A 13201-nucleotide genomic window follows, 5' to 3' on the forward strand; every position below is an offset into this window, starting at 1 on the left:
CTCAGGCGCCGGCGCTGCCTTGGGTTCGGGGCGGTCGTGCCGGCGGCTCGAAAGGCCGCGAGGCCTGCGCGGCGTCGTCGCCGGCAATTCCAAGCGCGACGATGATCGGCTGCGCGAGCCTGGCAAAGGCCTGCAACGGCTCGCTGGCGAAGCATTTGGCCAGGCAGAAGGTCAAGGCCGGGCAGGTCGTCTTGCAGTCCGGCTGCCCACCCTGATCGGGTGGGCAGCATGGCATGTCGGACGCCATCGGCATCGTCGCCTCGACCTCGACGCGGCCATAGCCTGCCTTGGCCGGGCTGACGAAAGCCGTCAGGACGCTGGCCGTGACGAACAGGGCCAGAACCAGACAATGCGCGAGGAGCCGGAGCTTCATGGGGCGATGAGTGCCACATGCGGGCTGTTCGCGGAAGGCCGGCGACTTCAAGAGATCGTCAACTGCTCATGGCGAGACATCGAGTGAAGCGGAGGTAATTCACGTCAAGAAAACACATTAAAACAAGGTGTTAAAACAAAGAGCTACAGCAGTTTCCGATCCCGTTGAATCAAAAGCTGAGCTGAAGCCTGCGCCCGGGCGCAGGCTTCAGGCGCGTTGTTCCTTGCTGCCTTGGCTGTCGTGGCGCGTCGCGTCGATTTCGAGCATGACGACCTCGCAGAGCTTTTCCAGCGCGGTCGGGCAGCGCTCGACGCCGCGTGGCACGAGGATGAACTCGCCTTCCTCGATCACCTCGTCGCGGTCGCGGAACTTCATCAAAAGCCGGCCCTTATGGACGAAGAAGACCTCGTCCTCCCGGTTGTTGAAATGCCAGCCGGTCTCGCCCTCGAGCCTCGCCAGCTTGATCCGCGGATTATTGACCGAAGCGGCGAGGCGAGGCGGCCAGGCGTCGGAAAATCGCCTCTCGGAAAAGCGTCCGAAAGCGTGCGTCAGATTATCCTTGTGAAACGGCGAGATGTGCCGGTTGAGCTTTGCGACATCGCGGATGATCGTCGCCAGCTGGCGCGGCACATCCGTGCCGTCGGCCGGGTATTTCCCGTCCAGCGCGGCCGTGCCGATGGTGAAGCCGGCCGCCCCGGCCTGCTTCAGCGCGGCAATCTGGCCTGGCGTGTCGATCGATCCCGCCACATAGACGGGCTTGGACACTGCACCACAGACGGCCGCGATCAGCGCCGGCACGTTCTCATGCGAGCGATAGGCCAGGAGATCGAGCCCGTGCACGCCCTCGCGCGCGGCAAGCGCTCGCGCGCTGGCGACGATCTCGTCGATCGTCCCTTCGAGAACGCTGGGATGCCCGGAAATCCTGCCCGGGAACGGGCAGTACTGGATCGTCGTGCCGGCAAGGATCGGCAGGACTTCATCGACCCTGGTGCCGCCGAGCAGAATGTCGATGCCGATCTCGACGGCGGCTTTCGCCGATGCGATTTCGCTGTCGCGATCGAGCGAAACCACCTCGAGATAGGAGGTCGCGCCGCCCGCCCTGATCGCGGTCTTGAGTTCCTTCAGCTTGTCGAGCGGCAGGCCGATATCCTTGAAGCCGATATGCCGGACGCCGAGCGCCAGCGCGATCGCAAGCTGCTCCATCGCATCGCTGACCGTGCGGTCGTTGCGTGTGAGCATGAAAATGAAGCGAAGGCCCATCAGGACACCTGTTTCGTACTGCCCAGCCGCGGGGTAGCCAAGCATCACGCTTTTGCGAGCCTGCCTTCGCGACGAGGCCGGCTCGGTCCATGAGTTTGGCGACCGCCTGTGAGTTTGGCATGCTCTGCGCGTTTCGCAACCGCTGGGCGCTTGGCGGGGCTGCATCGGGTGCTCTTTCAGCGGGTCCAATACCGGCCCTATCAATGATGCTGAGCTTTCCTCGCCCGTTCGCCGATCTCTCCCGTTCTCCTATGGCCGGTACCTGATGAACTCTCGCGTTTCTCCTGCTGACGTTTCCCTTGGTGGCGCTGCCGCGGCTTCGGTCGAGATCGGCCAGCGCGTGCCGCGCCGGGAGGACGCGATCCTCGTGCAGGGGCAGGGGCGCTATACCGATGATCTCAGCGTCGAGCGGCAGCTTTTCGCGGCCTTCGTGCGCAGCCCGCATGCGCATGGCGATCTGAAGGCGGTGGACACGGCAGAGGCGCGCGCGATGAAGGGCGTCGTCGCGGTCTATACCGCAGCCGACCTCGACGGCCACGGCTACAACGCCATCCTGACGGTGGTCGATATACCCGCCCGCGATGGGACCGCGATGCGAAAGCCTGGGCGTGCGGCGCTGGCGGAAGGCAAGGTCCGCTTCGTCGGCGACCCCGTCGCGGTCGTCGTCGCGCGCAGCGCCGAGCAGGCCCGCGACGCTGCGGAGATGGTCAGGCTCGACATTGAGATCCTGCCCGCCGTCACGGATGCCGAGGCGGCGCTTAAGCCTGGGGCTCCGCAGCTCTATGACGACGTCGCCGGCAATCTGATCGTCGATTTCCACTCCGGCGACGCCGCCAAGGTCGCAGCCGCCTTTACTGAGGCCGCGCATGTCGCCCGGTTGCGGATCGTCAACAACCGCGTCGTCGTCAACCCGATCGAGCCGCGCGCCGCGATTGCGAGCTTTGAGGCTAAGTCGAAGCGCTACACGCTGCATGCGCCGAGCCAGGGCGCCTTCGGCATGCGTAACAGTTTGGCCGCGGCCATGGGGGTGAAGCCTGCCGGGATGCGCCTGGTCACCGGCCATGTCGGCGGCTCCTTCGGCATGAAAGCCGCCGTGTTTCCCGAATATGTCGTGCTGCTCCATGCCGCCCGCATGCTGAAGCGGCCGGTCCGGTGGACCGATCAGCGCTCGGAGAGCTTCGTCTCGGATCACCATGGCCGCGACATGGTCTTCGAGGCTGAATTGGCGCTGGACGCACGCGGGCGCTTTCTCGCGACGCGCTTCACCGGCGTGGCGAATATGGGCGCCTATGTCACGCCCGCCGGGCCGCTGATGGCGACGCTGAATATCGGCAAGAACTCGGTCGGCATGTACAGGACGCCGCTGGTCGAGGTTAAGACGCGTTGCGCGGTGACCAATACGGCCCCGATCGGCGCCTATCGCGGTGCCGGCCGCCCGGAAGGCAATTACCTGATGGAGCGGCTGATCGATAAGGCCGCCCGCGGCGTGGGGATCGACAAGGCGGACTTGCGTCGGCGCAATCTGGTTCCGCCCGCGAGGCTGCCCTGGGCGACGCCGGTGGGCACAGTCTATGACAGCGGCGATTTCCCGGCGCTGTTCGAGCGGGCGCTCGAAGCCTCCGAGTGGAAAGGCTATGCCGGGCGACTGAGGAAGAGCCAGAAGGCCGGGCTGCTGCGCGGGCGCGGCATCGGCTGCTATCTCGAGGTCACGGCGCCGCCCAGCAATGAAATGGGCGGCATCCATTTCGAGCCGGATGGCAGCGTGACCATCGTCACCGGCACGCTGGATTACGGCCAGGGCCATTGGACGCCCTTCGCCCAATTGCTGACCAGCCAGCTCGGCGTGCCCTTCGACAAGATCAAGCTCGTGCAGGGCGACAGCGACCGGCTGATCGCGGGCGGCGGCACCGGCGGCTCGAAATCGCTGATGGCGAGCGGCTCGGCGATCATCGAGGCGAGCGATCTCGTCATCGAAAAGGGCAAGCTGATCGCCGGCCATGTGCTGGAGGCCGATAGCGCCGATATCGCCTTTGCCGCGGGCCGGTTCAGCGTGGTCGGCACCGACCGCGCGATCGGCATCATGGAACTCGCGGCGCGGCTGCAGGCCGGCACGGCGCTCGCGCCGGGACTGCCGCAGTCGCTCGATGTCGATCATGTCTTCAAATCGGCGCCTTCGGCCTATCCCAATGGCTGCCATATCGCCGAGGTCGAGATCGATCCTGAGACCGGGCATGTCGCGATCGCACGCTATGTCATGGTCAATGATTTCGGCACGGTGGTGAACCCGATGATCGTCGAGGGCCAGCTCCATGGCGGCGTCGTCCAGGGCATCGGCCAGGCCCTGTTCGAGCGCACCGTCTATGACGACAGCGGCCAGCTGATGAGCGGCTCCTATATGGACTATGCCTTGCCCCGGGCGGCGGATGTGCCGTTCTTCTCCTTCGTCAGCCAGGGCGTGCCGACGCAGAATAACCGGGTCGGCGCCAAGGGCTGCGGGGAGGCGGGTTGCGCTGGCTCCTTGCCCTCGGTGATGAACGCGGTCGTCGATGCGCTGGCGCCCCATGGCGTCACCCATCTCGACATGCCGGCGACGCCCCAGGCGGTCTGGCGGGCGATCCGGTCCGGAGGGGCCGGAGCTGGCCTGGACGGCCCGAGGGCGTAGCGCGTCATGGTCGGGCTTGCCCCGACCATCTCGTAAACCAGAGCGCTTTAGTCACGAGATTCTCAGGGCACAAGCCCGAGAATGACGCTCTAGGATGGAGCCCAGATAGCTGAAGCCCGCGCCGCGCCGCAGGCGGCGGATCGTCAGCTCGTCCGCCGCGGCCCTGCGCAAAGGTGCACCCGGCTGTTGCTGTCCGGCCATGATCGCCTCATCCGCCTTGAGAAGCTTCCGATTCAGTTTGCTAGGAAGTGTCTCCAACTCTTTGTTTTAAAACGCGTTCACGCGAGCCGGTGTTCCATTCGCTTGCAGTCGCTCTAGCCGGGCTCGAGCCCACGCGCGGGCTGCCAGAATCCGCTCCAGACCGTGTCGCTCAAAGCTTGCCCTGCGGCGATCTCGGCTGCCCTCGCGCCGTTCGGCTCGCTGCTGGCGAGCGCCTCCCAGCCGATCGGCATGGCCACCGGAGCGCCCGGGCGGGCGCGTGTCGAATAGGGCGCGATCGCGGTGGCACCGCGCGCATTGCGCAGATAGTCGATGAAGATCCGCCCCTTGCGGGCCTTCTTCGACAAGGTCGCGGTGTAACGCCTGGGATCGGCCTGCTCCATCGCCTTGGCGAAATCGCGGGCGAAACCCTTGACCTCGACCCAATCGGCCCCGGGCTTCAGGGGAAGGACGACATGGAAGCCCTTGCCTCCGGAGGTCTTCAGGAAGCTGGTGAAACCCAGCTCGCCGAGCCGTTCGCGGATGCTGAGCGCGGCTTCGCGCACGCGCTCGAGCGGCACGCCTTCGTCCGGATCGAGATCGAAGATGACCTGGTCGGGGGTCTCGATCGCGTCGATCGTCGCGCCCCAGACATGGATTTCGACCGTGCCGAGCTGGACCAGCGCGGCCAGCCCGTCAAAATCGCGGATATACAGCAGCTCCTCGCCATCCGTGTCGCGGCGTGTCGCGACCGCCTTGTTCAGGCCGGGGCCGGCATGCTTCTGGAAGAAGGCGTGGCCGGAGATGCCGTTGGGAGCGCGCAGCAGGCTGAGAGGCCGGTCGACGACGAAGGGCCGCATCAATGGCCAGACGGTCGCGTAGTAATCGAGGAGGCCCTGCTTGGTGAGCCCGATATCGGGCCAGAGCGGCTTGTCGGGGTTGCTGAGCCTGACCTCGGTCCGGGCTCGGGCCGGCGCCGCCCCGGGCTTTGTTGATATGGGCTTTGCCGACACGGCCTTGGCCTTCGAGGCCGCAGCCTTGGAGACCGGAGCTTTGGAGGGCGCCTTGGACGAAGCCGGCGTTTCCGCGACGACCTCGGTGGCGGGCTTGTCCTCGCGCAGGCCGAGGAAAGAAGCATGCCGCAGGGTTTTTGAGGCGGTCCAGGCGCGAAACTCGATCTCGCCGACGAGTTCGGGCTCGACCCAGACCACCTCACGGTCACGCCCGGCAGTTCCCGCGAAGGGCGGGTTTTCGGTTTTTATCGCATCGAGCCTGCGCTTGAGTGCGGCGGCGGATTTGCGGGTGAAGCCGGTCCCCACGCGTCCCGCTGGCTGCAGCGCGCCATCGGCGTGATAGCCGAGCACGAGCGAGCCGAGCTCACGGCCCAGAGCATTGCGCGAAAAAGTGGGCACCGGTTTTTCGCTTGAGCAATGCTCTGAACTCCTGGAATCGATCACGTTTTTCGCATTCGGACGGAACCGTCCGAATGCGACGTGATCTGAGCCCTTCGACGGCACATAGCCGGCGATGACGAATTCCTGGCGCTGGGTGCATTTCGATTTGATCCAGTCGCGCCCGCGGCCGCTGCGATAGGGCGCGTCGACCCGCTTGGAGACGACGCCCTCCAGCCCCATGCGGCAGGCATGGCGCAGCATGGTCTGGCCGGGCTCGACGAAATGCTCGTTGTAGCGCAGTGGTCCATCGGGCGCGGCGCCCTGGAGCAGGACTTCGAGCTGCTCCTTGCGCGCCAGCAGCGGCTCGGCCCGCAGATCCTCACCGTCGAGATGCAGCAGGTCGAAGGCGAAGAAGACGAGGGCGCCGGTGCGTCCTTCCGCGAGCGCCTCCTGCAGCGCCGAGAAAGACGAAATCCCGGTCTCGCCCAGAGCCACGACCTCACCGTCGATCAAGGCGGTTTCGCAAGGCAGCTTCGCAAGAGCGTCCACAAGGGTTGTGCCGAAGCGCTCGGTCCAGTCGAGGCCCGAGCGGGTCGACAATCTCACTTCGTTGCTCCCTTGGCCGGCCTTGATCCGCGCTTGCAGCCGGTAACCGTCGAACTTGACCTCGTGCAGCCAGTTGTCCCCAACGGGTGGCTTGTCCCGCAGGGTCGCAAGGCAGGGCGCGACGAAAGGCGGAAGTGCCACGTCAGCTTTGGCCGTGCTCTTGACCGCGCGCCGTTTCGTGCCCGCCACCTTGTGGGCGCCCGCGCCGGGCCGCTTCGTCACCGGCCAGAGCTTCGTGCCATCCGCGCCGATCTCTTCGATGCTGCGCCCGGATTTCACCGAAAGCGGCGCGATTTCCAGGATATCCTCGTCATCCCCAGCGAATTCGTCCCGGACCTTGATCAGAAGCCAGTTATCGCGCTTTTCACCGCGCCGGGGTTTCAGCCGGACCAGATGCCATTGGCCGGCGAGCTTATGCCCTTCCAGCGTGAAGGCGAGATGGCCCTTGCTCATGCCGAAAGCGGGGTCGCCCTCGGGAAGCCACTGGCCTTCATCCCAGATGATGACCGAGCCGGCGCCATATTGACCCGCGGGTATGGTTCCCTCGAAGGCGCCATATTCGATCGGGTGGTCCTCGACATGCACGGCGAGGCGCTTGTCGTCGGGATCGAGACTGGGACCGCGCGTCACGGCCCAGGACCAGAGCACGCCGTCATGTTCGAGCCTGAGGTCGTAATGCAGGCGGCGTGCCGCATGTTTGTGAATGACGAAGGCACCGCCCCGGCTTGCCGCCTTGTTGCGCGCCGCCGCGCCTTTCGGCTCCCCGGTGCGCGAAAAGTTCCGCTTGGCACGATAAAGCTCGAGACTGGCCATGGTCGCGGCCTCCGCCGATCAGGCTCTTTTTCGGGTTTTGGCGGCCTTGCGGGGTTTGGCTGCGGACTTTTGAGCGGCCGCTTTCCCCGCTGGCGGAGCCTTCGATGCAGGAATCTTCGATGCAGGAATCTTCGATGCGGGATGCTTTGCTGCAGGGCTCTCGGCTCCGCTGTCCCCGGCAAGGCTCTGCTTGAGCGCGTCGAACAGGTTGACGACATTGGCCGGGCGTTCTGTCGCCTGCACCACCGGCGGCTTCTTGCCCTTCTGCTTGGCCTGGATCAGCTCCAGCAGCGCCGCCTCATATCCGTCCTCGAAATGGGAGGGGTCGAACGCCGCCTGTTTCTTGTCGATGATGTGGGTCGCCAGCTCGATCAGCTCCCGATCCAATTTGGCCTTGGCGAGGTCGGCAAAGACCTCGTCGGGCTTGCGCACCGTCTTGTCGTAGCGCAGCGTCGTCAGCAGCAGGCCCTTGTCGAAGGGCTCGATCATCACCGGGCGCTCGCGGCGATACAGCACGATGCGCGCAATGCCTGCCTTGTCTTGCCGCGACATCGCCTCGCGGATGACCGCGAAGGCCTCTTCCGAGGCGTTGTCCGACGGGGTGACGTAATAGGGCATGTCGAAATAGATCTGCGGAATATCGTTGCGGTCGACGAAATGCTCGATCGCCAGGGTGTGCGAGGATTCGATCTGAACCGCGTCGATCTCATCCTCTTCGACCAGCAGATACTCATCGTCACCGATCTCGTAGCCCTTGACCTCATCCTCATCGGCCACCGGCTTGCCGGTGACGCTGTCGATATATTGCCGGCGGACGGTGTTGCCGGTCTTGCGGTTCAGGATGCGGAACGAGACTTTCTCGCTGTGGTCCGTCGCACCAGTCAATTCGACGGCGCAGGAGACGAGCGAGAGCTTGAGATAGCCCTTCCAGGCGGGACGCGGAGCCATTATGCAGCCTCCCGTCGCGGGGGGTTGCCGCCACGCCGGGACGCATCTTTCCGCGACAGATTTTGCCGGGAGAGAGTCTTCCCAGACAGGTCCTGCCGGGACAGATCCTGCCGGGACAGAGCCTCGGCGCGATTGAGATCGTCCTGCGTGAACACCGGGACCGGGTCGGTCAGGATGGCGGTGAGCACATTACGATCGAGCTGGCCGTTGGCGATGACGAAGGCGAGCGTGTCGCGCGTCTCGCGCTCGGCGCGAAGCTGCGCAACCAGAGCCGCGATCAACCTGTCCTTTGCCGTCAGATGCATAACGCCACTCCCGAAGAGGCCCACCCCTTTCAACGTGCCTCGCACGGGGCTGTTCCCAGGCGAGTGCTAAAGGCGAACCACTGCTGCTCTGTGATGCGAATGTCTTCGGTTGCCCAAGGCTCTTCAGTTGCCCAAGCCTCTTCAGTCGCCCAAGGCGCGGCGAAATCCAAGATCCATCAGGGTGTGTGCTTGGGCACTCCGGCAAGATCGCTCTGTCGCGCACCTAGCGGAACAAGGCCAGGAGAATAATGATCGGCAGGGGAACTCCCAACATCCAAAGTAATATGCTGCGTCCCATGACCAAACCTCCTGCTAGATGACTGATCAACCCATCGCCTTCCTGAGTGTTTCATTCATCGGGGTTCCGAAGGGAACTATGTGACCACTATGCTCGTTCAACAGAAGTCACATGCGTGACGATGCAACGGGAGGGCATCATGGACGGTATCATTTATCTCGTCGGGCTTATCGTGGTCGTCTTGGCCATCCTTTCGTTCCTCGGCTTGCGATAGGGGGCGGCATCATGTCGATGGGCACAACTGACGTCGTCGTCGTCTCCCCAGCGACCGCCAAGGGCGGTTCGGACGGCTCCTATCTCGAATGGAGCGCCATTTTCGGTGGCGCCGTTCTTTCCGCAGCGATCACCACGGTGATGGCCGCTTTCGGTTCGGCACTGGGCTTGTCGATGGTCTCGGCCGATACGGCGCGCTCCTCCAGCTTGATCGCTCTCACCATCGCCGGTGGCCTCTGGGCCATCTGGATCACGGTGTCGGCATGTTATGCCGGCGGCTATCTCGCAGGCCGCATGCGTCGCCCGGCCAGCGACGCCAGCGACCATGAACGCCATGTCCGGGACGGCGCGCACGGCTTGGTCGTCTGGGCTGCAGGGGCATTGCTGGTCACGATGATAGCAGGCTCGTCGCTATTGGGTGCAGCCAAGACAGCCGTCACTGGCGCAGCCGCGGCATCCGGGGGAGCAGCCGCCCTGATCAGCCAGCAGGCTGACCCGTTGGGCTCGGCACTGGATTCCGTCATGCGATCCACGGGAACGATGCCCCCGACCGCGGGCGAGCGTGAGGAAGCCTCGCGGATCCTCTTGACCGGGCTGAGTTCCGGAAAGCTCGAACAGGCGGATCGCGACTACATCGCCACGCGCGTCGCTGCCCGGATGAACATCCCGCAGCCCGAGGCCCAGAAGCGCGTCGATGATGCCTTCGCCAAGCTCGAACAGGCCAAGGAAGCCGCCAAGCAGGCCGCCGAGCGCGCGCGCAAGACGGCGGTCATCACGGCCTTCCTGACTGCGGCCGTGTTGATGCTTGGCGCTGCCGCGGCTTGGCTCGCTGCCCAACTGGGCGGAAAGCATCGCGACGAGGAAATGGATCTTAGCGCCTTGTTCGGCCGGCGGTGAACGAGTCCTGCCGGGCGAGGCTTTCGCGAGCCTTGCTCGGCGCTTCCTCAGTCCAGGCGCGTTCGGTGGATAGAGGTCGTTGGCTCAAGGGGGTTTCTATGAGAACCGCTAATCTAGGCATGGCGATGCTGGCGGTGGTTCTGGGTCTGGGAACAAACGCAGTTCTCGCACTCACTGCCGATCAGATTAACCAGGTGACGTTCTCCGACCGGCAGCGCCAGTCGGGAGCCGGTCCGGATCCGTTTATCGTCAAGGCCCAGGTGCTGCTCAGTCGTCGCAGCGTGTCGCCAGGCGTCATCGACGGTGGCGGCGGTGAGAACTTTCGCAAGGCCGTCGCGCAGTTCCGACGTCAGGCGAACCTTGGCGGCGGCGATGAGATCGATGAGTTCACCTGGCTCGGCCTTGGGGGTGACAGCGCCAACGATGTCGTGTCCGAATACAAGCTCTCGGCAAAGGACATAGCGTACGACTTCGCCGACGCGATACCGCGCGACTATGCCAAGCAGGCCAAGATGAAGCGCCTCTCCTACACCAGCCCTGAGGAGATGCTGGGAGAGCGCTTCCACATGAGCGAGAAGCTATTGAGGGCGCTCAATCCCGGCGCGGATTTCTCGGCGGCAGGCGCGAGTCTCTTCGTGGTCTGGGCCGAACGCTCGCTCGAGAAGGGCAGCGCCCGGCGGGTCGACGCGATCAAGAGCACCGGGATGGTTGTCGTCTTCGCCGCGGATGACAAGGTTCTGGCGAGCTATCCGGCCACCATCGGCAGCGAGAACACCCCGTCTCCTACAGGCGAATACACGGTCGAGAGGGTGGCGAGGAATCCGAACTACACCTACGACCCCGGAAAGAACTTCCAGCAGGGCAAGAACACCGAGGTCCTCGTGCTCCCACCCGGCCCCAATGGCCCGGTCGGCACGATCTGGATTGCGCTGTCCAAGCCGACTTACGGAATCCACGGCACCCCTGAACCCTCGCAGGTCAGCAAGACGACGTCGCATGGCTGCGTGAGGCTGACGAACTGGGATGCGGAGGAACTCGCCGACCTGGTGAAGCCGGGTGTGCCCGTGCGCTTCGTGGACTGAGTGCGTGCGTCTCCCCAGCCGGTATTGGCAAGCCGTCGCAATCTCGGTCGCATTGCTCGTGAGTCTTGTACCGGCCTTGTCTGCGCCGGCCGCTCCGGCTCGTGCCGTTGGGGTGAAACGATCAGTGCGCCCGCCGCAAACCTTGATAATCATGCCCCTGCCGCCACGGCGCCCGGCCGAGTTCGTAGCTGATCCTACGGCGACGACCGCCTCCTCTCCTTCGCAGGCGCAGATGCCGGAGAAACCACCGGGCCCATCAGCCTGCGTCGAGACGTTCAAGGAGCGCGGTGGCGTTGCACTCCCTCCGGCACCAGCCAGCAGCACGGGCGACTGCGGTATTGAGGATCCGGTCACGTTCGAGCGTATCGATAGGCCGGACGGATCCAAGGTCGAACTGGACAGCGCGATCACGGTCCGCTGCTCGTTTGGGCTCGAAGTCCTGGCATGGATTCGCGACGACCTCTCGGAGCTGGTCGCAGGCGAGAACGCCAAGCTCGCCACTCTGGCCGGGGTCGGCGGACATGCCTGTCGTCCCCGCAACGGTGTCGCGGGCGCTCTGATCAGCGAGCATGCCAGCGGCAACGCGCTGGATGTCAGCGCGTTGAAAATGCAGGACGGGCACATCATCCCGCTGGCTGGCCGTGACGCGGCGACGCTGTCGATGCGCGGCGCGATCAGCAAGAGCGCCTGCGCAAGATTTATGACCGTGCTCGGGCCGGGATCCGACAGCGCCCATAAAGATCACCTCCACCTCGACATGCGCAAGCGCTCGCGCGACTTTCGGATCTGCCAATGGACGGTCGAGTAAGCGAGCGCGTCTGACCAGCTTGCTCGCCGCTTTGCGCAAGCCGCCTCGGTCTGTGAGGATTGGATAACGCAGGGCAGCACTCGCGATAGGGCCGATGCAACTGGTGATGCTCGGGCCGGCGCGCGACCTTCATCCCCTCGGCGGGACAGGTCCGATATGCGACATCGGTTCGGATCAGCCCTTGAGACGCGCTCCGCCCGCCCTGTGCCTCCCCCCGGTCTCTCCTCAACTTTGGAGGAAAAATCGGATCATCTCACGCGAGGCATCGGGGCCTGTTGCGTCTGCAAAGCTTCCCCCGTTGTCACCGCCCGACCAAGCGTGGCCGCTGCCATGAACGATCCAATACTCGGCGGTCGCGGGACCGATTGCCGGGCCGCGCACCATCCGGGTGACGCGCCTGCCGTTGACCATGCCATCGGTCTTAACCTCCGGCAGCTTGCCGTGGCGAGACTGCGCTCGGTCGAACACCATCTTGCCATTTGACGGGTTGACCGTGACATCGGCGTCGCCGTGGAAGATGATCTTTCTGCCATCCGTTTCTTGCGTCTGATGGCCCCCTTTAGAGGTGCCCTTCATGGCAGCGAATGCCGACATGACGTCGGAGGCTGCGCCATGCGGCAGGCCGGAATGGATGCCCGCTGCAGCAAAGACGTCAGGATAGGTCGCCGACAGCACATCCGCCATGGCTGCGCCCGCCGACAAGCCTGCAACGAAAATGCGCTTTCGATCGATCTTGAAGTCCGTGGCCAATTCCTGAGCCAGACCCGCCAGCACCGCAGGCTCGCCTGAACCACGCTTCTGATGACGTGTCTCGAACCAATGCCAACAGCCTTGCGCATTGGCCGATCGCGGTTGGTGGGGATAGGCGACGATCAGGCCGAATTCGTCGGCAAGCGCGTTCATCCGCGTTCCTCGCGCAAAATCGTCCGGGTCCTGCGTGCAGCCATGCAGCATCATGACCAGCGCCAGCTCCCGCTCGGCATGGTCGGCTGGCCTGTAAAGTTTGTAGGTCACCGATCCCGCCGCAGCGTGAAAGCTGCGCTGGCAAAAGCGCTCATTGTCGTCTGAGGCGTCAGGAGCGCGCCTGGTCTCCCCTGCGGCTTGCTCGAACTGACCCCGCTCGTTGCGAAGCATGCGCAGGACCTCACCAAGCCGGCGCGGGAGAGGGGCGTTGAACCCGACCGCATTTGCCTTGCCCTCCTCGGCTGGTCGGCGCGTGGGCGCGGCCTCACCGGAGAGAGCGCGTTGTACTGCAGCCGTTGCACCCGCCACATCGGCCGTTCGCAGGCGGCGCATGGCTTCGCCGATCGCGGCGTGAAAGCGTGGGTTCATGGAGACTATCCT

General features: G+C 64.7%; 10 protein-coding genes. 4 read left to right on the top strand and 6 right to left on the bottom strand.

What is annotated here, in order from left to right; translation table 11 throughout:
- Position 1: 1 nt before the first annotated feature.
- Both BMZ97_RS23620 and BMZ97_RS31825 read right to left on the bottom strand, forming a co-directional pair.
- Positions 2 to 373 carry a hypothetical protein gene (locus tag BMZ97_RS23620; RefSeq protein WP_092175567.1) on the bottom strand — a complete coding sequence of 124 codons (372 nt, stop codon included), beginning with the start codon at positions 371 to 373 and terminating at the stop codon, positions 2 to 4.
- Positions 374 to 580: 207 nt separating this feature from the next.
- The gene (locus BMZ97_RS31825; RefSeq protein ID WP_348272129.1) at positions 581 to 1612 is read right to left on the bottom strand and encodes a cupin domain-containing protein; all 1032 of its coding nucleotides are present in this window, start codon (positions 1610 to 1612) and stop codon (positions 581 to 583) included.
- A gap of 286 nt (positions 1613 to 1898) precedes the next feature.
- Here BMZ97_RS31825 and BMZ97_RS23630 point away from each other — a divergent pair, with 286 nt between their 5' ends.
- Complete coding sequence (locus BMZ97_RS23630) at positions 1899 to 4295, top strand: xanthine dehydrogenase family protein molybdopterin-binding subunit (RefSeq protein WP_092175571.1); 2397 nt, start codon at positions 1899 to 1901, stop codon at positions 4293 to 4295.
- A gap of 314 nt (positions 4296 to 4609) precedes the next feature.
- On the opposite strand, the gene ligD is transcribed toward BMZ97_RS23630, so the two are convergent.
- From ligD to BMZ97_RS23645, 3 genes are read right to left on the bottom strand one after another with little or no spacing between them, the layout of a single operon-like run.
- Entirely contained in the window at positions 4610 to 7306 is a 2697-nt protein-coding gene (gene ligD, locus BMZ97_RS31640; protein ID WP_244546567.1) for a DNA ligase D, read from the bottom strand.
- Positions 7307 to 7324: 18 nt separating this feature from the next.
- Positions 7325 to 8254, bottom strand: coding sequence for a non-homologous end joining protein Ku (locus BMZ97_RS23640; RefSeq protein ID WP_092175573.1), 930 nt, complete (start codon positions 8252 to 8254; stop codon positions 7325 to 7327).
- On the bottom strand, positions 8254 to 8559 hold the full coding sequence (locus BMZ97_RS23645; RefSeq protein WP_092175576.1) for a hypothetical protein: 306 nt from the start codon (positions 8557 to 8559) through the stop codon (positions 8254 to 8256). The genes BMZ97_RS23640 and BMZ97_RS23645 overlap by 1 nt, the downstream gene beginning before the upstream one ends.
- Positions 8560 to 9082: 523 nt before the next feature.
- On the opposite strand from BMZ97_RS23645, the gene BMZ97_RS23650 reads away from it, so the two are divergent.
- From BMZ97_RS23650 to BMZ97_RS23660, 3 genes are all read left to right on the top strand, one after another.
- Positions 9083 to 9967 (top strand): hypothetical protein, encoded by an 885-nt coding sequence (locus tag BMZ97_RS23650; RefSeq protein ID WP_092175578.1) that lies wholly within the window; start codon positions 9083 to 9085, stop codon positions 9965 to 9967.
- Positions 9968 to 10086: 119 nt separating this feature from the next.
- A complete protein-coding gene (locus BMZ97_RS23655; RefSeq protein ID WP_244546568.1) occupies positions 10087 to 11049 on the top strand; it encodes a L,D-transpeptidase in 963 nt (320 codons plus the stop codon).
- A gap of 232 nt (positions 11050 to 11281) precedes the next feature.
- Positions 11282 to 11857 carry an extensin-like domain-containing protein gene (locus BMZ97_RS23660; RefSeq protein ID WP_175525699.1) on the top strand — a complete coding sequence of 192 codons (576 nt, stop codon included), beginning with the start codon at positions 11282 to 11284 and terminating at the stop codon, positions 11855 to 11857.
- A 225-nt stretch (positions 11858 to 12082) separates the two neighbouring features.
- On the opposite strand, the gene BMZ97_RS23665 is transcribed toward BMZ97_RS23660, so the two are convergent.
- Complete coding sequence (locus BMZ97_RS23665; protein WP_175525700.1) at positions 12083 to 13189, bottom strand: extracellular catalytic domain type 1 short-chain-length polyhydroxyalkanoate depolymerase; 1107 nt, start codon at positions 13187 to 13189, stop codon at positions 12083 to 12085.
- Positions 13190 to 13201 lie beyond the last annotated feature (12 nt).

Origin of the sequence: Allobosea sp. OK403 (assembly GCF_900113835.1) — a bacterium.
Taxonomy (GTDB): domain Bacteria; phylum Pseudomonadota; class Alphaproteobacteria; order Rhizobiales; family Beijerinckiaceae; genus Allobosea.

What these genes read in the sequence shown, in the direction of transcription:
- BMZ97_RS23645 (WP_092175576.1), bottom strand. Translation starts at nt 8,559, where the DNA reads ATGCATCTGACGGCAAAGGACAGGTTGATCGCGGCTCTGGTTGCGCAG.
- BMZ97_RS23650 (WP_092175578.1), top strand. Translation starts at nt 9,083, where the DNA reads ATGTCGATGGGCACAACTGACGTCGTCGTCGTCTCCCCAGCGACCGCC.
- BMZ97_RS23665 (WP_175525700.1), bottom strand. Translation starts at nt 13,189, where the DNA reads ATGAACCCACGCTTTCACGCCGCGATCGGCGAAGCCATGCGCCGCCTG.
- ligD (WP_244546567.1), bottom strand. Translation starts at nt 7,306, where the DNA reads ATGGCCAGTCTCGAGCTTTATCGTGCCAAGCGGAACTTTTCGCGCACC.
- BMZ97_RS23655 (WP_244546568.1), top strand. Translation starts at nt 10,087, where the DNA reads ATGGCGATGCTGGCGGTGGTTCTGGGTCTGGGAACAAACGCAGTTCTC.
- BMZ97_RS23620 (WP_092175567.1), bottom strand. Translation starts at nt 373, where the DNA reads ATGAAGCTCCGGCTCCTCGCGCATTGTCTGGTTCTGGCCCTGTTCGTC.
- BMZ97_RS23630 (WP_092175571.1), top strand. Translation starts at nt 1,899, where the DNA reads ATGAACTCTCGCGTTTCTCCTGCTGACGTTTCCCTTGGTGGCGCTGCC.
- BMZ97_RS23660 (WP_175525699.1), top strand. Translation starts at nt 11,282, where the DNA reads ATGCCGGAGAAACCACCGGGCCCATCAGCCTGCGTCGAGACGTTCAAG.
- BMZ97_RS31825 (WP_348272129.1), bottom strand. Translation starts at nt 1,612, where the DNA reads ATGCTCACACGCAACGACCGCACGGTCAGCGATGCGATGGAGCAGCTT.
- BMZ97_RS23640 (WP_092175573.1), bottom strand. Translation starts at nt 8,254, where the DNA reads ATGGCTCCGCGTCCCGCCTGGAAGGGCTATCTCAAGCTCTCGCTCGTC.